The sequence below is a fragment of the Propionispira arboris genome (assembly GCF_900109225.1).
GTDB classification, from domain to species: domain Bacteria; phylum Bacillota; class Negativicutes; order Selenomonadales; family Selenomonadaceae; genus Propionispira; species Propionispira arboris.
The window spans coordinates 175,074-196,653 of record NZ_FNZK01000005.1; the positions used below are offsets into that span (position 1 = coordinate 175,074).

Here is a 21,580-nt window from a genome sequence, read left to right on the forward strand (position 1 = left end):
AGAAACCTTTCCTCTATAAATCTTCATTTATAAACCTATCATTAAAATTGGAGGTATGAATCATGAATGAACAATTAAGTCGGTTCTCTATGGATTATTTTAGTTTAAAGGGAAAAACCGCCATTGTGACAGGGGCAAACCAGGGATTAGGTATGGCCTATGCGGTTGCATTTGCTAAGGCAGGTGCTGATTTATATATTCCTCACTTTACTGATGATATTCGTGAAATTAAAGAATTGATTAACGCAGAGGGCAAAAAAGTTTCCTTTATTCAGGGCGATTTAACCGATCCAAATTACAGGAAGGAGGTAGTGGCTGGCTGTATCAGGGAATATGGAAAAATAGACGTGCTGGTAAATAACGCCGGGGTAAGTAAATTTGCGCATTTTACCGAATATCCGGATTCTGCATGGAAGCAATGCATTGATATAGATTTAAATTCTGTTTACTATCTTAGCCATGAGATTGCTAATGTAATGATAAAACAGAAAAACGGTAAAATTATCAATATCGGTTCTGCACTTTCTTTTACAGCGGACAAAAAATGCCCACCTTATACCGTAGCAAAACATGGTGTTATAGGGATGACCAGAGTTTTTGCCAACGAGCTGGGAGAGTATAATATTCAGACCAATGCAATCTGCCCCGGATTTTTGGCAACGGAAGTTAATAAAGATCTGCGTGCAGACCCCAGCTTCTATAATAAAATTACCAAACGCATACCGATGGAACGCTGGGGTGAACTCGATGATTTAATGGGTACAGCAGTATTTTTAGCGAGCAAGGCTTCTGATTATGTGAACGGATGGAATATCAGTATCGACGGCGGTTTTACCACCACTTTGTAAATGATAAACTAAAAATTCGTGTTGGTATTAATGATATGACTGATACTGGATTGAAGTTTGAAGATAATTTATAATCTAAAGAAAACGCACCCTATATTGATAATTATTCTATAATATTGAAAGGATGATATCCTATGTCAACAATGAAACAGTTATGGTTTACTGCTAAAAATAAAGTTGCATTACGCAATGTGGAAATTCCAAAAGTAGAACGTAATCAGGTCAGAGTTAAAATCGCATATACTGCTTTATGCGCAACGGATATTCATCAAGTTTCAATGGGGCTGTTAGGTGCCAAACCGCCAATGCCTTTGGGCCATGAAGCTTCCGGCGTGATTGAGGAACTTGGGGCAGGTACAGAAAAAAGTGGTTTAAAAATTGGTGATAAGGTATGTCTTTATCCGGTGACGCATTGCGGAATTTGTCCTGCATGTACAAAAGGTCAACCGCAATATTGTGAAAATTCCCAAACAACCGGTGCTTTTGCTGAATACGTGGTTACAGATATCAGCGCGATATTTAAAATTCCAGACGATGCTAATTTGATGGCATATTGTTTAGTTGAACCGGCAAACTGTACCGTCCGTGCGATGGACTTGGTAGGTATCAAACATGGCGCTTCGGTTCTCATTTCCGGCATTGGCGGAATAGGTTCAATTATGTTAAATATGATTCTATTGAGTGGCGGGGCTAAAATTACGGCTTCTGACCCGGTTGGTCCTAAACGACAATTGGCACTAGATATGGGGGCACAATATGTAATTGATCCGATGAATGAGAACCTTGTAGCGCGGGCCGCAGAAATCACAGATGGTTGTGGATTTGACTATGTATTTGAAATGTCGGGTTCCCCCCAAGCTGCTGAACCGACATTAAAAGTGTTGGCAAAATGCGGAACCATGGTTTATTTTGCAGTGTATCCGCCGCAATATACAATGCCTTTAAATTTATATGATTTATATATGAAAGAAGGCAGAATTCAAACCGTGTTTACAACGACGACGATTATGCCGCGTACAATTAATTTAATTCCAAGATTGCAGATGGATAAGATTATCGGTAAAGTTATGCCACTCAGTGAAGCCGTTGAAAGCTTTGAAGTATTTAAAAAATCAATTTATCCTAAAATTTTATTAGATTGCAGCAAATAGTATATGTACAAGGATGGAGGGGAATAATCCATGTCCTTAATTAATAATATAGGACAGTCTAAAATTAAACTATCTCCATGGAAGAAACTTTCCTATGCAACTGGTGACTTTGCCAATAATTTCAGTTGGGCACTTGTCAGTTCCTATTTAATGTTTTTTTGGACAGATGTTGTGATGATTCCTGCTGCATTATGCGGAACATTTATGCTGGTTTCTAAACTATGGGATGCAATACTTGATCTCGTGGTTGGCATTTTGGCTGATCATACAAAATCAAAATGGGGGCATTATCGGCCGTGGATTCTGTTTGCATGTATACCAATGTTGATTGTAAATGTATTGTGTTTTACGACGTTGACGGGAGAATCGCTGATCATAAAGGCGTGTTATTCTGCTGCTTGCTATTTTATTTTAGTGACGTTGTATGCCTGTGTAAACAACCCATACAGTGCACTGCCGGCAGCATTGACACTTGATGGTGATACCCGATCAAGTTTGGCTAGTTACCGCATGACAGCTGCATTCGTCGCCACATTGGTTCTTTCACAAGCAATGCTTCCTTTAGTAAATTGGATGGGACAAGGCAATCCAGCAACTGGTTTTTTTTATGCCGCGTTTATTTTTTCAGCATTGGCATTTCCCTTTTATTTGTTTTGTTTTTTTAATACTAGGGAAGTCGTTGATGTTCCGACAGAAGAGTTTGATTTTCACAAATTAATGGATGCATTAAAAAAAATAGACCGGTTTGGATACTTCTGATTACCTTTGTTTTTTGGGGCTTTTATGAAGCATCGGTTGGTGTTGTCAAATTATATTATTTTACTTATTTTGTTGGTGATCAGTCATTGTTTGTTTTTAATGCCAGTTTATTGTATTTAGGACGAATTTTTGGAGCATTTTCTCTTTCAACATTGGTTGCTAAGGTCGATAATAAACGTACTTTGCCGATGATTAGTTTTTTCGTCAGTGGCGTTTTGATGGTGATCATGACTTTTTTGCCCGTGCATACCCAAATAGGGCTTGATCTATATAATTTTATGACATTCATTACTGGTATTGGTGGAGGATTGGGCTTGGCATCAATGTTCGGTATGGTACCAGATACGACGGAATATTCGCAACATAAATCTCAGATTCGTGCAGCAGGATTTATTTCGTCATTCATCAATTTTGCCTTTAAAGTTGGAATGGCTATTTGTACGGCTGTGATTGGCTGGGTATTGGGATACTTAGGATATGCTGCGAATATCATTCAAAGTCCAACGGTACTGAATGCGATTAATATTTGCATGAACATGGTTTGTGGTATTGTTTTACTTGTTGGTGGTTTTGCCATGATATTTTATAATTTAGATAAAAAGACCTATGCACACATGGTTGATGCATTAGAAAATACAAGGATAGAAAATAAGAAATAGTTTCTTGAAAATTAGCATTTGAGGGGGTTCTTTATAATGAATAAATATCCACACGTATTCCAACCAATTAAGGTTCGCGGCTTAACCATCAAAAATCGAATTCAATTCACGCCTATGGTTTGCTGTCTATCTAACGCCGAAGGCGAGGTAACCAATGAAATTGTTCAATTTTTAAGTAGCCAGGCCGCTACTGGAGTTGGCTATGTCACCATTGGTGATACCCAAGTTGACCATGAACGCGCCATGTGTTTTTATGGAGAATTAAATGTTTTACATGACAAGTATATCACTGGACTATCTCTTTTAGCAGAAGAAGTGCATCGTTATGGTGCAAAACTTTCTATCGAACTTGCACATGCTGGTCGCGGCGGTGTTCCATCGATGAATGTCAAGCCTGGGTTTGCGCCTTCAAATGTTCCAATCCCAGGGTGTATGCAAGATTTGAAGGTAATGGATCGTGATGATATGGATTGGGTGGTCAAGCGTTTCTTCGAGTGTACAACCCGTGTAAGAAAGGCCGATTTTGATATGATCATGGTACACAGTGGTCACAATAATTTATTGGGGCAATTCCTTTCACCCGAAAGCAATTTCCGTACGGATGAATATGGGGGATCATTGGAAAACCGTATGCGGTTTCCACTAGAAATACTCAAGGCGATACGGCAAGCAGCTGGCGATAAAATGGTTTTAGAAATGCGTGTCAGCGGCGATGAAATGACTCGCAATGGTTTGCGTTTTGAAGAATGTATAGAATATGTGAAGCGCGCACAAGAATATATTGATATTGCACATTTTTCCTGTGGTAATGTTTTTATGGCTGAAAGTGTGAAATATACTGCTCCGCTGTACTTGCAAGAACATATGCAGAATGTAAGATTTGCCGCAGCGGCAAAAAAAGTATTGCATATTCCTGTTTCGGTAGTTGGTAATATTTTTTCGATGGCAGATGCGGAAGAAATCATTGCCTCGGGTAAGGCAGATATCGTTGGCATGTGCCGTTCGTTGATGGCAGATCCAGAACTGCTTCATAAATCACAAAAAGGAGAAGAAGCGGACATTCGACCTTGCTTGCGATGTATGGATGGTTGTGGTCGAATCTTTCATGGTTATCCTGTCCGCTGTGCGGTCAATCCAGTAAATGGACGTGAATATCGTTATCGTAATATTCAGAAATCTGAAAAACCAAAAAAAATAGTTATTATCGGCGGTGGTCCTGCTGGTATGCAGGCAGCCCAGACGCTAATAAAACGTGGGCACGAAGTTATCCTTTATGAACAGGAAGGGCAATTGGGTGGATTACTTCATGATGGCGGAGCGGTTACTTTCAAAAAATTGATGCGTGATTATGCGCAATGGGATATCCATACTACTATGAAATGTGGTGCAACAGTGAAGCTCAATACGAAAGTTACTCCGGAATTGATTATAGCTGAAAAAGCCGATGCGGTCATTTTCGCTACTGGTTCTACCTTTATCAAACCCAATATTCCGGGTATTGACGATAAAAATGTAAAAATGCTTCGTAATGTAGAAAGAGAAAAGGAAACGGTCGGGCAAAAAATCGTAGTTTGCGGTGGTGGCTTATCTGGGGTGGAATGTGCAGTTAACCTTGCTAAGCAGGGCAAAGATGTCAGCGTAGTTGACATGATTCCAGAATCGGATTTTTGTAAAGATATGTTCTATATCACTCGTATTGCGCTGTTTGATGAAGTGAAGAAATATGGTGTTAGCTTTTTTGGCGATTATAAAATTATACGATTTACCTCTGAGGGCGTTGTAACTGCTGCCGAAAACGGAGAAGAAAGAGTATTTGAGGCCGATACCTGTATTATTGCAATGGGATTAAAATCCGAAAACAGTCTCGCTAAGGAACTACAGACTAAATTGTCTATTCCAACCTATATTGTAGGTGACTGTAATACAATAGGAACAGTAAGAAGTGCTAATTTTGATGCATTCAATATAGCAGTTGAGTTATAAAATTTGCAAATCACCCTATAGAAGAAGCTTTTCTCTATGGGGTGATTTTTCACAAATATAGATATGAGGAGGTTTGAAAATGAAAATAAGAGCTGCTCTAATAAAAAAAGCAAGAGAACCATTTCAAATTGAAGAAGTAGACCTCGGTGTGCCATTGTCAAATGAAGTTATGGTGAAAATAGTTGCTTGCGGTGTTTGTCATACGGATGAAGTAGCGCAACAACAGTTTATTCCCGTTCCGTTACCTGCAGTCTTTGGACATGAAGGTTGTGGAATTATTCAAGAAATTGGTAGCGGGGTGTCTAATTTAAAAAAAGGAGATCATGTCTGTTTTTCTTTTGGTTTTTGCGGGGAATGCAGTAATTGTTTATCGGCAAAACCATTTATCTGTAAAGAATTTAATCATATTAATTTTGGGGGCGTGATGCCGGACGGCACTAAACGCTTATCACAAAACGGACAAAAAATATCTTCTTTTTTTGGACAGTCGGCTTTTGCAACCTACACGGTGGTCAATCAAAACAGTGTCATAAAAGTTGATCCAGATATTGATCTAGCCTTGACCGCTCCTTTGGGCTGTGGAATTCAAACTGGTGCTGGTACTATCTTAAATCGTTTGCATCCAGAATTTTCCTCTTCAATTGTTGTATTTGGTTGTGGTACTGTTGGCATGAGTGCCATTATGGCTGCCAAAATAGTTGGTTGTGCAACGATTATTGCGGTTGGAGGTAATGATAACAGCTTAATACTTGCAAAAGAATTGGGTGCCACCCATATAATTAACCGCAAAGACTGTGATGATGTTGTCCGTAAAGTCAAAGAAATTACCTCAGGTGGAGCTAATTATGCCATTGATACGAGTGGAGTTCCAGAATTTGTTCGCAAAGCACTTGCCTGTGTCGGCTATGGAGGAACAGCGGTCGTGTTAGGTGCAACTGGTGATTTGACAATTAATGTACAGAAGGAATTGATGGGAGATGGAAAGAGTTTAGTCGGTATTATAGAAGGCGATTCGATACCAAAACTTTTTATTCCAAAATTGTTGACATATTATAAGTCAGGAAAATTTCCTTTTGATAAGTTGATTGCTTATTACGATTTTAAAGATATTAATCAAGCTTTTGAAGATTCACATAATGGTAAAGTCATTAAGGCAGTCTTGAAAATGTGTTAAATTTGAAATATCGAATTGTGGAAATGTTCACACCAATGACTGTTACTAAAAACAAGAGGAAACACAGCACAAAGAGTAGCAACTACGACACTATGCATTTATGTGTCGTAGTTGCTACTTTTTTTATTGATGTTTCAGGGTTTATGTGTAGTGGCACGCAGCTTGCAATATATATGGACAGATGTTGGAGATTGACATCTTAAAGGAGGGAGCTGGAGGATGAAAATGAAAGTAGTCATCGGTTCCAGAGCACGTTCGCGAGCTCCGGAAATGATAAAACTTCTGGAAGATCAAGGTTATGAGCTGGTTATGAATCCTTTTGATCGCACGATGACAGAGAATGAGCTCATAGAAAAAATTCAGGGTGCAAGTGCCATGGTGGCTGGTAGTGATAAGGTGACCGAGAAAGTTTTAAAGGCCGGAATGCCATCACTTAAGGTCGTAGCTAAGCAAGGGGTTGGCTATAACAGCATCAATGTAGAAGCTGCAAAGAAGTTTGGCATTGCAGTTACGATCACCCCGGGAGCTAATAGTTGTGCCGTGGCAGATTTGACTATGGGTCTTATACTTTCGTCAGCACGTAACATTCCAGCGATGGATCGGGCGATTCGCCGTGGAGAATGGTATCGCCATACAGGCTGTGAACTTGGAGGTAAGATTCTTGGAATTGTCGGTATGGGACACATCGGTGGTGAGGTTGCTAAAAGAGCTTATGCTTTTGGCATGAAGATTATCGCCTATGATGTTTATCCGCAGCAGGATTTTATCGACAAATATAGTGTATGTTATGTTGGAATTGATGAGCTTTTTAAAAAGGCTGATTTTATTTCACTGCATGCACCGGCAATTGCATCGACAATTGGAATGGTAAATGCTGATCGGCTTAAGACGATGAAGCCGACTGCTTTTCTTATTAATGCAGCCCGCGGCGAGCTTGTCGTTGAACAGGATCTTTGTGACGCATTGCAAAATCATGTAATTGCTGGAGCAGCTCTCGATGTGTATACACAGGAGCCACCAGAAAAATCGGCACTTATGGATCAAGCGAACATCACATTTACAGCGCATGCTGGAGCTTATACGCATGAAGCAATTATTGGAGCCGGTATCATGGCCGGTGAAGAAATTATTCGCGTTTTATCGGGTGAAAAACCGAAATTCAATGTAGTGAAATAGAAAAACTTAGTATGTATTTTGTAAAAAAAGAGTGTTTTTATAAAATTTAACAGTAGGGTGGTTTCATCAAGTCTAGAATTAGTGTGTCGAATATCGTTGTTTCATTGGTATACAATTATCTATTCTAAACAGAATAGATAAATTAAAAAGAGGAGTTTTTAAAATGAGAAGTAAATACGAAAATTTGAAAACAATTATCGAAAGTGGTATGATTTTGATCATTCGTTCAGACAGTTCAGAAGAAGCAGAAAAGGTTGCTATTGCAGCCGTTGATGGCGGTGTCAAAGCTTTGGAAATCACGATGAGTGTACCAGATGCACTTACGATTATTTCTCATTTGGCTAAAAAATATGGGGGAACAGATGTTGTTGTTGGTGCTGGCACGGTTCTTGATGCCGAAACAGCCAGTGCAGCTATGCTTGCTGGAGCAAAACTTCTTGTGAGCCCGAATCTCAATCCGAAAATGATTGAAATTGCCAATCGCTATCAGGCAGTAACTGTTTCAGGAGCGATGACGCCGACAGAAATACTTAATACGATCAATGCCGGTTCTGATCTTGTAAAACTTTTTCCGGCTGAACTCCTTGGATCTAAATACATCAAAATTATCAAAGCTCCGCTGACTCAGGCACAGATGGTACCGACGGGTGGGGTTAATCCGGGCAATGTTAAAGAATGGTTCGACGCGGGTTGCAGCGCTGTCGGTGTAGGTAGCTATGTTTCAAAAGCACACAAAAAAGATGGTGATTTCGGTAAGGTAACGAAAGCTGCTCAGGAGTTTATGCAAGCAATTGCGGATGCACGTAATATAGAAGGTAAGAGATAGAGGTGTTCAACATGGCAAAGCAGGAAAAAGAAATCCCTGGCATATTAGTTGTGACTCATGGGGATTGTGGAAAAGAAATTATAAAAAGTGCCGAAATGATTATCGGAACGCAGAAACATGTGAAAGCTTTGTCTTTGCTGCCGGGGATCGATCCAGAGGAATTTCTGACAGAAGTACAGAAAGGGCTTGAAGGAATGGCGGACGGGTCACTTGTTATGAGTGATCTATTTGGCGGAACACCTTCCAATATATCAGCGGCACTTGTCGGATATATGAATATTGCAGCGGTCACGGGAATAAACCTTGCAATGTTCATTGAAGCAATTGTATTGCGGTGCAATATGGCAGGCGAGGAACTCGCGGAAGCGGTTCTTAAGGCCGGCAGAGAAGGTTGTAAGAATGTTGGACAGGAACTTAAAAGTTTGGATAATGCTATTTAAATATTGAAAGGAATGAGAAATATGGCAGATCTTGCATTAGTCAGAGTAGATTTTCGTTTAATACATGGTCAGGTTGTTGCACGATGGCTTAAGGAAATACAGGCAATAAAAATAATTATCGTAAATGATACGCTTGCTAAGGATCGTACGATGGGCAATATTTATCGTATGTCTACGCCAGCTGGTGTCAGATGTTCTATCGTGAGTGTAGGGCATTTTGTGTCCTCATGGAATGAAAACCACCTGGGCGAAGGCAAGGCAATGGTCCTGTTTAAAGATATTACGACAACCTATAAAACATGGCAGGAAGGTTTCAAAATTCCTAATCTGCAAATTGGCGGATTGGGAGCCGGACCGGGACGTAAGGCAGTTTATCAGAATATGACACTTGATGAAAAAGACTTTAATATGCTGCAGGAATTGACAAAAAATATGCATATTTTTTTTCAAGCGACGCCTGAAGACAGTAAAAAAGATTATGAAGCAGTAGCTTCAACCGTAAATTTTTAGGATGAGTTGATTTTTATGAAAAAATTTATATATTTATATAATGGAGGTACAAACAATGGCAGAAGCAATTATGGTTGCCATATTGGGCTGGTTCCAGTGTTCTTCGAATCCACTGGGGTGGTGGCTTGTTCGTGAACCGATTATGGCAGGTTTTTGGGTAGGCTTGATTTACGGCAAACCGGTGGAAGGTATCATTATAGGGGCAGCTATCAATGTTGCATTTTTGGGCTGGAATAGTACAGGTGGAGCAAATCCTTCTGATTTGTATTCAGCCGGACTTTTAGGAACAGCTATTGCAATACAAGGGGATATTAGTCCGGAACAAGCCGTTGTTATTGCAATTTCACTTGGAGTAATCGGCAATTATGCATGGATCTTATTTATGTCAATCAATTCAATTATTCCATCATTTCAGGACAAATGTGCGGAAAAAGGCGATATTAAAAAGCTTATGTTTTTACAGGTTGTTCCTTCTCAGTTGGTCGTTATCCTTGTAAGAGGCGTGCCTGCCTTTCTGGCAGCTTATTATGGACCACCAATTATTGTAAGCTTGCTGGCATCCATTCCAGTATGGGGTGTTGCGGGATTTAACGCCGTGGGTAAGGTACTTCCGGCTCTTGGAATTGCAATGCTTTTGAAATATATGGGACGCAAGGATCTTTTGGTATTCTTTGGTGTAGGCTTTGCAATCAGTGCTTATACGGGTATGAATAATTTGTTGTTTGCAGCAATTATTGGTGCAGCCATGGGTTATATTTACGTTACATTGCAGCCGAAAGAAGCAACCATGGCAGCGCTGCAAGTCAAATCGTCTCAAACAGGTAAAGCATCTTTATATGAAGGCGAGGATGAAATATAATGGATGATAATAAAAATAAGACGGTAGGTTTATCAAAGCTTGATTTGGAATTTGCAATTTTGCGTTGGTGGCTTATGAGCCATTTAGCATATAATTATCAAAGAATGCAGGCTGGTGGGTTTGCGTCTATGATGGGACCAATTTTAAAAAAACTGTATCCGGATAAACCTGAAGAAGTTATAGCGGGACTCAAACGGCATATGATGTTTTTTAATACTGAACCACGCTGGGGTGCGGTTATCCACGGTATCGTTATCGCTTTGGAAGAACAAAAGGCAAAGGGTAGTGACATTGATGAAATGGCTATTGTTGATTTAAAATCATCGTTGATGGGACCTTTAGCTGGTATTGGCGATACGATTTCCGGTGGTTTATATAAACCTTGTGTTCTCGGAATTTGCTTAGGATGGGCCGCAACGGGCAGTTTTATGGGGCCGGTGATGTTTGTTGCATGCATGCTTGGATATGATTTGATAATTACGCATCTGACGATAAGAAAAGGGTATAAACTTGGTACGTCAGCCATTACATCGATTTTAGAAGGCGGATTATTCAAAAAACTAACGACATTCTTTTCTATAATGGGCTTGTTCGTTTTGGGTATTATGGTATGTAAATTTATCACGATAGATTTTTCCTGGGTTCCAGTTCTTGGCGGCAAGGAAATTGTAGTTAAAGATTTGATGAATCAGATTGTTCCTAAGGCATTGCCATTGCTTATAACGCTTGCTGCCTGGAAGGCAATCATGCGTGGGGTAAAAGTAGTTTATGTATTGTTGGCATTGTTTGTTTTTGCATTAGTTGGTGGTGCATTAGGAATTATTGGCTGATCTATAGAAAATTTTGAGGGAAATCAGTTCATAGATTGATGAAAATTGCCTATTCTTTTCGAATAGGCAATCTGACGTTGTGCACCACGCATGGCACGTAATTCGGCAGTGAAAAGTCCCATGGGGGGGCTGGCGTTGCCAATTATTAGCCAAGCGCAAGGGTGTTCAGCATGAGGTGGAATTTGAAGAAAGTGTGATGAGCAAAGTTTCGACATGAGGAACACGAATCATATTAGGCATTCGAAGTGGGATGAGTCTGCGATTCAAGGCGGTAACGTTAGCCCTTTATGTAGTTCATATTGAACGAGCTTGATCATACACTGGAACACAGAGTAATTCGCTTTTAGATATGCGAACGATATGTTGCTCTTTGCTAAGACAAAACGGTCACTTGCGGAACCGTTTGAGTAGTGATATGAGAGGTCAGCTATTCAAATAGTGGATAGATTCCTACTCGGCTTTGAGATTTTATAAAAGAGAACGAGGCGTTAGCGTGGAAGAAAATCAATGATTTGCGAAACCGTATAAAACCCCACAGGGAAAAAAGGTGGGGGTAAAGAATATAATATTAAGTTTAGTATTGTTGCCGCTGCAAAAATTGGAATACAGGTAAGTTTGTTGATAGGGGGTATAGATATGGCTAGAATTGATAGAGTGATAGAATATCTTGAGCAATATGCTGCAATGGGAAGTAAAGGCGTTAGTGCACAGGATGTGGCAGCGAAACTTGATATTCATCGTAGTGATGCTTCAGCGGATTTAAATCGACTCTTCAAGCAGGGCAAAGTGAAGAAAACGGGATCTCGTCCAGTAGTTTATCAATCTCTTGCAGTAGTTGCAAATATCAAGACAAAAGCGTGGGACAAAAAATCGGCATTTTCGGAAATTGTTGGTTATGACGGCAGCATTAAGGCACAAATTGAGCTTGCTAAGGCCGCAATTGTATATCCGCCGAACGGGCTGCATACCTTGATTTTTGGAGAAAGCGGTGTTGGTAAAAATTTGTTGGCGGAGGCCATGCAGAATTATGCCAGAGAATGCTGGACAAAAACTGATGATGAAGATATTCCGTTTATACAGTTTAATTGTGCGGATTATGCTGCAAATGAGCAGCTTCTCATAGCACAACTTTTCGGTTATGTGAAAGGTGCTTTTACGGGTGCGAATGAAGATCGAGAGGGTGTTGTCGATCACGCCCAGGGTGGGATCCTTTTCCTTGATGAAATTCATCGGTTGCCGCCAGCGGGGCAAGAACTGCTGTTTATGCTCATTGATAAAGGGGTTTATCGCAGGCTGGGTGCAACTCGTGCGGAATGCAAATCCCATCTTATGATCATTGGTGCAACCTCGGAAGATATATCGAGCTCATTACTCATGACATTTCGTCGCCGCATTCCAGTGCAGATCAGTTTGCCGCGTATTAGTGAACGGCCAATACGTGAACGTATAAATCTCATCATACACTTTGTGCATCAGGAAGCAATACGTCTTGGTGTGCCTGTCTGGATTGAAGGCAAGGCACTTGAAACTTTTGCAAATTACAATTGTCCAGCGAATATTGGCGAACTGCGTAATGATGTCCTACTCTGTTGTGCAAAAAGTTATTTATCCTATATAGCAACCTTGGCCGAGCAGTTAGAATTAAAATCAGAAAATATTCCGCAGCGGGTATTTTCTCTCGTAAAGCATCAGACGGTTCTTGATGATAGGGTAAATGATCTTTTTCATTCAGGAATTCTGGTAGAACCAGATGGAGAACCGATACATTCTGAGCAGGCAAATCCGCATGATTTTCATATTGACCTTTATGGGTATGTGGATCGTAAACTCGCAAACTATCAACAACTTGGTATCCCTGCAGCGGATATTGCGGTGAAAGTCGGACATGATCTTGAAAAATACTTTGGTTCGGTGGCACAGATCCTGCGTCGTAGGGAAACTTCTGATATGCCGGCAAGTATTATTGATGAAGAAGTTTGGGAGGCGGCGAATGATCTTTTGAACGATGCGGCAGACCGCCTAAACCGTAGTTATGGTCGTAATACTTTGGTGGCACTGGCTTGGCATTTGCAGCAATTTAAAGAAAGAATCACCTCAGGCAGGATAATTTATAATCCTAATTTAAATCATGTGAAGACGACACATAAAGATGCTTTTCAAATTGTTGAAGAACACGCAAGAAATATTTCAAAACAACTAAACAGCAAAATATCAACGGATGAAATGGGATTTATGGCGATGTTTCTCGTTCATGGGGCGGAGAATCTCACGCATTTGAGGATTGGCATTATTATTGCAGCACATGGACGCGGTACGGCACAGAGCATGGCTGAAGTTGCCAATAACCTGTTGGGAACAGATCGGATAAAAGCTTATGATATTCCACTGAATAGGAATAACGCACAAACTATAGAAGATCTGCAGGATGTCGTTAAAATGACTGACGAGGGCTGTGGGGTAGTTCTTCTTGTCGATATGGGATTTCTCGTGACGATGGAAGATGCCCTAAATCGAGAAACTGGTGTGCAGGTAAGAATTATTCCAAATGTCACGACAGCACTGGTTTTGGAAACTGGGCGTCGTTTGTTTACAACCGATGACGATATTGATACAGCTGTAAAACGTATTTATGAAGCTTATGAGGACTACGTTGTGACCCTTCGTCAAAAAAGATATCAATTTTTGTCGGCAGCGAGGAAAATCACACGTAAAATTGTGTTGTTGATTTGCGCTAGTGGTAAAGGGGTGGCAGAGAAGGTCAAAGATATTCTGCTCACGAATATTCCTGAAGTGCAACAAATGAATTTTATTATGGCAAGTGCTGTTGAAAATATTCAAGAAATTATTGCGCAGGCTGAGGGTGATGTTTGTCTCATTGTCGGGAGCAGCGATCCGCAGATTCAGGATATCCCATTTGTCCATATTGGTAGTCTCTTTGTCGATGGCGGCATGACCATTATTCGTAATTTACTTCAGCAGGAAAATGCTGCAGTATTGGATACGCCTGTTTCAATAAGACGTTATGAGGATGTTTATAAATTGCTGGCGGGGCAGCTCAGTAAATTTGTGAAATCTTTGCCAGTAGCGGAAGTTAGTAGTTGTTGTGAGAGACTTGTCGAAAAAATTGATTGTGAATTTTTTATGGGAGTCATGGAGCAAGACGGCATTATTAGGACATATCTCCATGCAGCCTGTATGTTTGATCGTATCCATGCTGGTGAAGCTTTACAGGATCCCGATTGGAGCGGCAAGATACAGCGCGAAAGAGCAAAGGATTTTCAACGTCTGCGTAAGTTCGTGCAGGGCTGCGGGGCTAAAATGTCTTTGCAGATTCCTGACGGAGAACTATGTTATTTTTTGAGCAGTTTGCCAGCGAAAAATGAAAAAAAACAATCATGAAATGAGGCATGCAAATATGAAAATTGATGGAATTGTTTTTGATTTAGACGGGACACTGCTCAATTCAAAAAAAGAAGTCAGCGAAAAAAATAAAGCGGTTTTACAAATGCTCCAATTTCGGGGAATAAAAGTTATTTTAGCAACGGGGCGGAACGATATCTATGTGAAAGGACTTGCTGGACAGCTTGGCATAAGGGAACCTATTATTGCTTGTAATGGTGCTTCTATAAGAAATTGTCAGAGTGGAGAGGTTATCTATCACAAATTTTTGCAACCGAAAAATGTACAGAAAATTGCTGCATATTGTTTTATACATGGTTATGATTTTACAGTAAGTGTTTATGATGCGATGTATTGTACGGCGGAAAGCCAGCGGGCGGAAGTTTTTCATGAATACAACCGAAAAGTGGAAGAAAAGTTTAGAATTCCAATACGAACGATGGTATCGGTTGCCGATCTCGTACGGGAAAATGTCTTGAAGATGTTCATCTGGCAACTGCCAAAAAATGAAGCTACAGCACTTGAGGCTGCCTGTAATACTGATGCTGAATTGGTTTTTGTGAGTTCAGAAAAAGGTGGATTGGACATCGCTGATATAGCAACGAGCAAAGGAAATGCCGTGAAAATTCTTGCAAAGAGGTATGGTATCGAGTTGACAAGAATGGCAGCCTTTGGTGATCATTACAATGATATCAGTATGCTTGAAGCAGTAAAGTATTCATTTGCGATGGGGAACGCTTCAGAAAAAGTCAAACGGGCGGCACAATCTGTTACAAGGAGTAATGATGAAGACGGTGTGGCATGGGCCGTAGAAAAATATCTCAGCAAATAAAAAATAATACAAAATCGGAGCATTCTATAACATTGGTTCAATTGATGAAATTAAAAAAATAAAAAGTAAAAATACCGATTTAGAAATATTTTCATTAGAAGACAAAGAAATAACTTCAAAACATATTTTAAAATCGGAAGTGTTTAAGGAGTTTGTGGACCCGTTTACGGGTAGCAAGAAGCAAAAGGCATAAATAAAAAGCCCCTTTAGGGGTCGCCCGAAAAAGTAAAACGTTGGTTAGACCATTCGGACACCCCCTTGAGGGGCTTATGTTAGTAATATGCCCTTCCAGGGCTTGAGCAAGCCTCCGTTTTACCGGAGGTCATGACTATTGAGGCGGATTCTCTTGATTTTTATTTTGAGGGATTAACAAGTAAGACACGACTCCCAGCAAGGCGAGGATATAATAAATACTAGAGAACGGAATATTCAGGTCAATAAGTCGGCCAATCACCGCAGGACCGAAGGAGCCGCCCAACAGGTAAAACAATGTAAAGATACCCATGCCTGAACTGAGTTCTGACAAGTTCAGTGTTGATGGCACTAATTTCGCACTAGCGGTCAGGATTCCGTTGAATCCAATCATCAGAATAATGATCCAAAGAGCATCAACCCACGGTGGAAGGTGTATGGAAAAGCCCATTAGAATAAATCCGCTGATAATACAGCAGTGTGAAATTTTGAGTACCGGTGAACTTCCATAATGATCAGTCCACCGGCCAATGATAGATCCGAGTAGTGCAGCAGAGATAGCGCCAGGGAGTATAAGTAGACCAATCGTGCTTGTCGGTAAGTAAAAAGTATCCTTAAGCATGATTGGCAACACGAAAGTGAGTCCGGTATTGCCGATAAAAGTAAGAAAACTTATCCACAGGATTCGTTGGTAGGGAAGATTTTTAATGAAAGTTACCGGTATAAACGGTTGAACTGTTGTCTGAATATGCCGACCAAATCCAATAAGAAAGGCGATACCGATCAACATTAATAACCATTTTAAAGTAACTCCTAGTAATATGAACGTCAACCCTGCCGAAAATAAGATAGATCCGAGGATATCGAAGGCCCCCCGCTTGTGTTCGATATTCGGGACATACTTGAGGATCAGAGGAATGATGAATATGCTTAAAGCAGACACTAGGAACAAGGCATGCCAGCCGACGTATTGTTCGATAATTCCCCCCAGTACAGGACCGAAGCCGGAAGCAAATGCAATTGTGGCGGACAGAGCACCGAGTACCTGTCCTCTGACATTGGGCGGAAAATATTGGGTTGCAATTGCGTAAGATAGTGGCGAAATGGCTGATGCACCTGCTGCTTGCAACAGTCTGCCAATTATTACTTGCCAATAGGCAGTTGCAAAGAATCCAACAATGGAGCCAGCGGCAAAAAGGATTAACCCAACAATATATAACCGTTGAAAAGAAAAAGAATCAGCTAATTTACTATAGGTTCCTGCACCGATGGCCATCAGAATGCTGTAACCGACCATCACCCAACTGGCTTGTGAAGAGGTGAGCATAAAGGATGCCGAGATCGCTGGAACGGCTAGATTGAACATTGTTAGATTGATATTCCCAAATATGAAGAGTAAGCAAAGCGTTCCAATTAAATGATGATCATTTTTGGTTAAGTGGGAGTGATTGTTCATAAGGGCATTCCCCTCCGTTACAAGAAGTCGGGGAATGTGCGTCCCTTTGATGCTTGATTGTTATCGTGTCCAAAAAAAATAACTTTGGGATGGATTTCCTGAATTAGTTCCTTCAGATGCCCAATTGATTTTGCAGCCATCTCGGGATCAAATGACAGGAAGGGCAGGTTATTTTCAAAATTATGTTTGGTGTAAGCACCGTCAAGCGTCAACAATACTGGACCTGATTTTTCAGTTGTTACAATCACCGATTGATGTCCTGGTGAGTGACCAGGCGTAGACAGAATCTTCACTCCAGGCACTAAATCATAGTCCCCATCAATGATTTGATATTGTAAGTCAGGAAGCCGGCACTCTATCGGAGAATAATCCTCATTGTTCATGGCGGTGTCAAACTCTGCCCTCTGGATGATAATCGGAGTATTACGGAAATGACCATTTCCACCCGCATGATCCAAGTGTAAGTGAGAGCTGATGACCGCCTTTATGTCATCAGTACGATAACCGACACGTTTCAAAACATTTACCATAGTGTCACTTTCAAGCATATGAGGGACAAGACGTCCCTCTCTTTTTGTTCCTTTATAATAATCGGGATTGTTGACAAAGGAATCAGGCATTCCTGTATCGATTAAAATTGGTCCATCATCTGTTTCCAAAAGGAATGACCATACTGGCATATTTACCAATTTTCCAGGAGGAAGATTTCGATTTACTGCTGATTGGTCGAGTTCGCAAGAACCAACAGATAGGATGTATAATTTTTTAACTGTCATAGGGGTATCACCTATCCTTAAATAAATTTTGTTGTTACATATGAAAATATGATATAATCAATAGGACAAGTTGTCCTTGTCGTGTCTTGATTATAACGGACAACTTGTCCTGTGTCAACAAAAAATAAAATTCTATTTTAAGGAGAATGCTAAATGGCTAAAACACTTGGCTTTATTATAAATTCTACAGATGAGGTTTTTCGGCGGCGAATTTTAGAGTCGGCAAGAACGTTGTTCATTGAACAAGGCGTTGAGAATGTGAATATGCATCAGATCGCAAAAATGGCTGAAGTTGGGCAAGCGAGCTTATACCGCCGCTATACAGAAAAAGGTGATATTTGCATGGAGATCGTACGCGAAGAATGTCAGCCTTTATTTGAAGACGTGAAAGCGTATCTTGATCAATCTACGGAAGTTCCTCCTTTAAATCGACTCTATCAAGTAATCGAAAAATTTGTTGCTTTTTTGGAGGCGAAGGTTCCCTGGTTATGTGCAGTAAGTCGAGCTTCATCTGGATTTCGTCCATTGCAATCGCCACTATATCAATCGATGCGCATTACATGCCAGGATTTGTTGAATGAGGCCGTTGAACTAGAAGACGTAGAGGATGTGGATGTTTTGTATACCGTAGAGGCATTATTGGCTGCACTTCACAACATTGATTTTCATATCCAAGATCAAGGGTTTTCAACGAAACAAATTTTGCAAGGCTTACGCCGAATTTTCATTGAAGGATTAAAAAAAAATCCTGTACCCAAATAGGACATATTGGAATAGAGAGGTAAACATGCACTTGTAGGACTGCATATTTACGAAAAATCCAACAAATACCTAAAGAAGATTGGATTCATATCAGTTAATGAAAGATATTCAGTAGGACATTCATTTTTATTGAATCACTTTATACCGAACGGTACGTACAGTGGGTTGAGAAGACGGGGCTGTCGTATGAAGTGCTTTTTCACTTCTGCGGCGGCTCTTTTTTTAGGAACAAAACAGTTTGAAGTCCTTTTTTATATTGAAGGATAAAAAAAGGCGCACGAAAAGAGCCTACCTATTAATGGCTTTTTGAACTGACCCCCATAAGTTAGATCTAAATCTAATTTATGGAGGTCAGTTCAATCGTTTTATTTCGTTTCCGTTTTTTTATTTTACCAAAACTATAATAATTGATTAAGCTTGCTTTCTGGCTCGTTACCATTTTCTACACGTTTAATATTATTCACAAAGAAATCATATCTTTTTTTATGAAATTTGAGACCATCAGGCATGCCGGCGGTATGAGGAGTAAGTATTACATTAGCCAGATCCCTGAGCTCACTGTCAATTGGAAGAGGTTCAGATTCAAATACATCAAGGCAGGCGCCGGAAATATCCCCATTTTTTAATGCAAATATCAAGTCTTGTTCATTGACAATCCCACCGCGAGCTGTATTGACAAAAAGCACGGAATTATTCATTTTTTCAAATACGGATTTGTTGATCAGGTTTTTGGTTTGCTGATTCAGGGCTGCATGTACACTTATTATGTCTGATGTGCGTACAAGAGTATCGAAATCCGTCATTTTCACAAAACTGTCAGATGGTACAACCGTATTTCTTGCATAAGCTAGCACATTCATATCAAAAACCTTGCAAAAATTAGCTACTTTTCTACCGACAGCTCCCAATCCGATAATACCAATCGTTTTGTCCTTTAATTCACTCCCTGTATAGTCCAATTGACTTTCATCCATCCTGTTCTTCATGAAAGTATCAAGAAAGGGTATGTTTTTATAATAAGATAATATCAGTGCCATTACGTGCTCGGCTACTGCTTGTGCATTCACGCCTGCGGCATTGGCTGCCCAAATGCCGAGTTGCGTGCAAGACTTGATATCTACATTATCAAATCCTGCACCCGTCTGTACTAATTTTAAATTTTTTGCTATAGAGAGCAGGCTGCTGTCGACTTTAATATGTTCAGGTATAAGCACATGGCAATCTTCAATATGATGTAGCATTTCTTTTCCAGGCGGGACGATTACAATGTCCCAGTTTTTCGGGAAATTCCTTATAATATTTAATTTTGAGGTCTCGCTAAAATAGCCAACAATGAGAATTTTCATTGGTAAACCACCTTTCATGTTCTATGCTATGATTCGAAGAAAATCCGTTTCGTATTACAAATCTACCATAAAGGTATAGTGTACGAGATTTAAACTGTATATGTGGTAGGAATAGATTGTTACTTCCTTTTATATCTTTTTAGTCGCTGCGAAAGTGTTCCGGTATGTATTTCAAACAAATGATTGTCGAAGTCATAAAAATACAATGACTGGCCTTCGCCTTCTACGCGGGGGCGTGGTGGCTTAAAATCTATACCTAGTTTTCGAATGCGTAATTTATATGTTTCAAAATCTGCTTCTGGTATTTTAAAAGCGATATGGTTGTAGGTGCGAGTTGGAAGAGACGCTCCTTCCATTATTGCAATCCATTGCCCGCCAATCATGAAGAATTTCTCTCTTGATATTGAAAATGTAGTATCTCCACTAGAGTAAACTTCTTCTGCGTTAAATATTTGTTTGAAAAATTTAGTTGCAAGTTCAAGGTCTCTAACAATAAAAGTTATGTGACTGATGCCTTCTATCACATTATCGCCTCCCGTGAAAATAGTTATTTGACTAGTAGCTTTGTTAATGATAATTTTACATATATAGAATAATGCTGTAAAGATCAAATATTTTGTAATATATATTAAATTTTTCTATATATTGAGGGGCGTTTTTATGTACTTTCCCGGTATTGAGGCTTTTTTAGCTATCGTAAAAACTGGAAATTTAAGCAAGGCAGCAGAATTCCTGCATTTATCTCAAGCTACAGTAAGCTATCGATTGAAGACCTTAGAGCAGGAAATGGGTGGATTGTTGGTAGAGAGAAGAAAAGGGGAATCTCAAATCAGTCTGACTCCAAAAGGGGAAAGCTTTTTTTACATTGCAGAAAGATGGGAGGCTCTCTGGCGGGAAACTCAAGTCTTGCAAACGAATGAAGCTCAATTAAGTTTGGCAATTAGTGTCGCTGAAAGTATAAGCCATTTTGTTTTGCCACCGTTATATCAGATGTTACAGCAGCATAATCCCGCGATCCGGTTGCAAATTCGAACGCAGCATACGCAGGAAGCATTTGATAGTATTGAACGACGTGAGATGGATGTGGCGTTTGTGGTAAGAGAAATAGCTTCGCCATGTGTCATGGTTAAGCCATTTTTTGCTGAAGAAATGATGCTGTTGCGTCTTGCTTCACCGAAACGTCAGGCCGGGGACATTGTTGAAATAAAAGAATTGGAACCGCAACACGAAGTATTCATAATTTGGAATAAAGAATTTCAATTCAAACATGATCAGTGGTGGGATCCGCATTGCCCTTCGCGTATTCATTTAGATTCGGCAGGGCTTATTACTACTTTTATGAAGGACATCAGGCAATGGGCTATCGTCCCGGCTTCTGTAGGTGCACACATGATACAAACTGGACAGTTTGTTCTGCAGAAGTTATCAGAGCCAATTCCGCAAAGAATATGCTATAAGGCAACCCATAAATTTCCTTACACGGCTTTAAATAGGACACTTTGCATTCTTGACAATTATCTGCAGACTATATTTGGCGTATAGGTTGTTACCTTAATAATTCATTTGTACAAAAAATAGGTCGAGGTAAGCAATTTGTTTTTT

Annotated in this window: 20 protein-coding genes; 16 read left to right on the forward strand and 4 right to left on the reverse strand. The window is 40.1% G+C overall.

Features of this window, described 5'->3' with window-relative positions:
• Positions 1 to 62: 62 nt before the first annotated feature.
• From BMY14_RS06860 to BMY14_RS06925, 14 genes are all read left to right on the forward strand, one after another.
• Entirely contained in the window at positions 63 to 848 is a 786-nt protein-coding gene (locus BMY14_RS06860; RefSeq protein ID WP_091830380.1) for an SDR family oxidoreductase, read from the forward strand.
• A 134-nt stretch (positions 849 to 982) separates the two neighbouring features.
• Positions 983 to 1,999 carry a zinc-dependent alcohol dehydrogenase gene (locus BMY14_RS06865; protein ID WP_091830382.1) on the forward strand — a complete coding sequence of 339 codons (1,017 nt, stop codon included), beginning with the start codon at positions 983 to 985 and terminating at the stop codon, positions 1,997 to 1,999.
• A gap of 30 nt (positions 2,000 to 2,029) precedes the next feature.
• Positions 2,030 to 2,758 carry an MFS transporter gene (locus BMY14_RS21005; protein ID WP_091830384.1) on the forward strand — a complete coding sequence of 243 codons (729 nt, stop codon included), beginning with the start codon at positions 2,030 to 2,032 and terminating at the stop codon, positions 2,756 to 2,758.
• On the forward strand, positions 2,758 to 3,417 hold the full coding sequence (locus BMY14_RS21010; RefSeq protein WP_281246423.1) for an MFS transporter: 660 nt from the start codon (positions 2,758 to 2,760) through the stop codon (positions 3,415 to 3,417). Before BMY14_RS21005 ends, BMY14_RS21010 begins: the two co-directional genes overlap by 1 nt.
• A gap of 36 nt (positions 3,418 to 3,453) precedes the next feature.
• Positions 3,454 to 5,400, forward strand: coding sequence for an oxidoreductase (locus tag BMY14_RS06880; RefSeq protein WP_091830388.1), 1,947 nt, complete (start codon positions 3,454 to 3,456; stop codon positions 5,398 to 5,400).
• 79 nt (positions 5,401 to 5,479) lie between these two features.
• On the forward strand, positions 5,480 to 6,574 hold the full coding sequence (locus BMY14_RS06885) for an NAD(P)-dependent alcohol dehydrogenase (RefSeq protein ID WP_091830390.1): 1,095 nt from the start codon (positions 5,480 to 5,482) through the stop codon (positions 6,572 to 6,574).
• Between the two features lie 219 nt (positions 6,575 to 6,793).
• Positions 6,794 to 7,750, forward strand: coding sequence for a phosphoglycerate dehydrogenase (locus tag BMY14_RS06890; RefSeq protein ID WP_091830392.1), 957 nt, complete (start codon positions 6,794 to 6,796; stop codon positions 7,748 to 7,750).
• Between the two features lie 163 nt (positions 7,751 to 7,913).
• Positions 7,914 to 8,576, forward strand: coding sequence for a bifunctional 4-hydroxy-2-oxoglutarate aldolase/2-dehydro-3-deoxy-phosphogluconate aldolase (locus BMY14_RS06895; RefSeq protein ID WP_091830394.1), 663 nt, complete (start codon positions 7,914 to 7,916; stop codon positions 8,574 to 8,576).
• A gap of 11 nt (positions 8,577 to 8,587) precedes the next feature.
• The gene (locus BMY14_RS06900; protein ID WP_091830396.1) at positions 8,588 to 9,016 is read left to right on the forward strand and encodes a PTS sugar transporter subunit IIA; all 429 of its coding nucleotides are present in this window, start codon (positions 8,588 to 8,590) and stop codon (positions 9,014 to 9,016) included.
• Between the two features lie 21 nt (positions 9,017 to 9,037).
• Positions 9,038 to 9,526, forward strand: coding sequence for a PTS sugar transporter subunit IIB (locus BMY14_RS06905; protein ID WP_091830398.1), 489 nt, complete (start codon positions 9,038 to 9,040; stop codon positions 9,524 to 9,526).
• A 55-nt stretch (positions 9,527 to 9,581) separates the two neighbouring features.
• Entirely contained in the window at positions 9,582 to 10,385 is an 804-nt protein-coding gene (locus BMY14_RS06910; protein ID WP_091830399.1) for a PTS mannose/fructose/sorbose/N-acetylgalactosamine transporter subunit IIC, read from the forward strand.
• Complete coding sequence (locus tag BMY14_RS06915) at positions 10,385 to 11,215, forward strand: PTS system mannose/fructose/sorbose family transporter subunit IID (protein WP_091830401.1); 831 nt, start codon at positions 10,385 to 10,387, stop codon at positions 11,213 to 11,215. Before BMY14_RS06910 ends, BMY14_RS06915 begins: the two co-directional genes overlap by 1 nt.
• Positions 11,216 to 11,851: 636 nt before the next feature.
• Positions 11,852 to 14,614, forward strand: a complete 2,763-nt coding sequence (locus tag BMY14_RS06920) for a sigma-54-dependent transcriptional regulator (RefSeq protein WP_143063147.1) — start codon at positions 11,852 to 11,854, stop codon at positions 14,612 to 14,614.
• A gap of 16 nt (positions 14,615 to 14,630) precedes the next feature.
• Complete coding sequence (locus BMY14_RS06925; protein WP_177177508.1) at positions 14,631 to 15,446, forward strand: HAD family hydrolase; 816 nt, start codon at positions 14,631 to 14,633, stop codon at positions 15,444 to 15,446.
• Positions 15,447 to 15,774: 328 nt separating this feature from the next.
• Here BMY14_RS06925 and BMY14_RS06930 read toward each other — a convergent pair whose 3' ends face one another.
• Both BMY14_RS06930 and aiiA read right to left on the reverse strand, forming a co-directional pair.
• Positions 15,775 to 17,094 carry an MFS transporter gene (locus BMY14_RS06930; protein ID WP_091830405.1) on the reverse strand — a complete coding sequence of 440 codons (1,320 nt, stop codon included), beginning with the start codon at positions 17,092 to 17,094 and terminating at the stop codon, positions 15,775 to 15,777.
• A 17-nt stretch (positions 17,095 to 17,111) separates the two neighbouring features.
• A complete protein-coding gene (aiiA, locus tag BMY14_RS06935; protein WP_091830407.1) occupies positions 17,112 to 17,870 on the reverse strand; it encodes a quorum-quenching N-acyl homoserine lactonase AiiA in 759 nt (252 codons plus the stop codon).
• A gap of 153 nt (positions 17,871 to 18,023) precedes the next feature.
• Between aiiA and BMY14_RS06940 the strand changes: the two genes are divergently transcribed.
• A complete protein-coding gene (locus tag BMY14_RS06940; protein WP_091830409.1) occupies positions 18,024 to 18,632 on the forward strand; it encodes a TetR/AcrR family transcriptional regulator in 609 nt (202 codons plus the stop codon).
• 398 nt (positions 18,633 to 19,030) lie between these two features.
• On the opposite strand, the gene BMY14_RS06945 is transcribed toward BMY14_RS06940, so the two are convergent.
• Both BMY14_RS06945 and fosX read right to left on the reverse strand, forming a co-directional pair.
• A complete protein-coding gene (locus tag BMY14_RS06945) occupies positions 19,031 to 19,996 on the reverse strand; it encodes an NAD(P)-dependent oxidoreductase (RefSeq protein ID WP_245741294.1) in 966 nt (321 codons plus the stop codon).
• Between the two features lie 101 nt (positions 19,997 to 20,097).
• On the reverse strand, positions 20,098 to 20,502 hold the full coding sequence (gene fosX / locus BMY14_RS06950; RefSeq protein ID WP_091830413.1) for a FosX/FosE/FosI family fosfomycin resistance hydrolase: 405 nt from the start codon (positions 20,500 to 20,502) through the stop codon (positions 20,098 to 20,100).
• A 136-nt stretch (positions 20,503 to 20,638) separates the two neighbouring features.
• On the opposite strand from fosX, the gene BMY14_RS06955 reads away from it, so the two are divergent.
• Entirely contained in the window at positions 20,639 to 21,520 is an 882-nt protein-coding gene (locus BMY14_RS06955) for a LysR family transcriptional regulator (RefSeq protein ID WP_091830415.1), read from the forward strand.
• The last annotated feature ends 60 nt before the right edge of the window (positions 21,521 to 21,580 follow it).

What these genes read in the sequence shown, in the direction of transcription:
- BMY14_RS06955 (WP_091830415.1), top strand. Translation starts at nt 20,639, where the DNA reads ATGTACTTTCCCGGTATTGAGGCTTTTTTAGCTATCGTAAAAACTGGA.
- BMY14_RS06880 (WP_091830388.1), top strand. Translation starts at nt 3,454, where the DNA reads ATGAATAAATATCCACACGTATTCCAACCAATTAAGGTTCGCGGCTTA.
- BMY14_RS06865 (WP_091830382.1), top strand. Translation starts at nt 983, where the DNA reads ATGTCAACAATGAAACAGTTATGGTTTACTGCTAAAAATAAAGTTGCA.
- BMY14_RS06885 (WP_091830390.1), top strand. Translation starts at nt 5,480, where the DNA reads ATGAAAATAAGAGCTGCTCTAATAAAAAAAGCAAGAGAACCATTTCAA.
- BMY14_RS06920 (WP_143063147.1), top strand. Translation starts at nt 11,852, where the DNA reads ATGGCTAGAATTGATAGAGTGATAGAATATCTTGAGCAATATGCTGCA.
- BMY14_RS06915 (WP_091830401.1), top strand. Translation starts at nt 10,385, where the DNA reads ATGGATGATAATAAAAATAAGACGGTAGGTTTATCAAAGCTTGATTTG.
- BMY14_RS06905 (WP_091830398.1), top strand. Translation starts at nt 9,038, where the DNA reads ATGGCAGATCTTGCATTAGTCAGAGTAGATTTTCGTTTAATACATGGT.
- BMY14_RS06940 (WP_091830409.1), top strand. Translation starts at nt 18,024, where the DNA reads ATGGCTAAAACACTTGGCTTTATTATAAATTCTACAGATGAGGTTTTT.
- BMY14_RS21005 (WP_091830384.1), top strand. Translation starts at nt 2,030, where the DNA reads ATGTCCTTAATTAATAATATAGGACAGTCTAAAATTAAACTATCTCCA.
- BMY14_RS06930 (WP_091830405.1), bottom strand. Translation starts at nt 17,094, where the DNA reads ATGAACAATCACTCCCACTTAACCAAAAATGATCATCATTTAATTGGA.
- BMY14_RS06910 (WP_091830399.1), top strand. Translation starts at nt 9,582, where the DNA reads ATGGCAGAAGCAATTATGGTTGCCATATTGGGCTGGTTCCAGTGTTCT.
- aiiA (WP_091830407.1), bottom strand. Translation starts at nt 17,870, where the DNA reads ATGACAGTTAAAAAATTATACATCCTATCTGTTGGTTCTTGCGAACTC.
- BMY14_RS06890 (WP_091830392.1), top strand. Translation starts at nt 6,794, where the DNA reads ATGAAAATGAAAGTAGTCATCGGTTCCAGAGCACGTTCGCGAGCTCCG.
- BMY14_RS06895 (WP_091830394.1), top strand. Translation starts at nt 7,914, where the DNA reads ATGAGAAGTAAATACGAAAATTTGAAAACAATTATCGAAAGTGGTATG.
- BMY14_RS06900 (WP_091830396.1), top strand. Translation starts at nt 8,588, where the DNA reads ATGGCAAAGCAGGAAAAAGAAATCCCTGGCATATTAGTTGTGACTCAT.
- BMY14_RS06945 (WP_245741294.1), bottom strand. Translation starts at nt 19,996, where the DNA reads ATGAAAGGTGGTTTACCAATGAAAATTCTCATTGTTGGCTATTTTAGC.
- BMY14_RS06925 (WP_177177508.1), top strand. Translation starts at nt 14,631, where the DNA reads ATGAAAATTGATGGAATTGTTTTTGATTTAGACGGGACACTGCTCAAT.
- BMY14_RS06860 (WP_091830380.1), top strand. Translation starts at nt 63, where the DNA reads ATGAATGAACAATTAAGTCGGTTCTCTATGGATTATTTTAGTTTAAAG.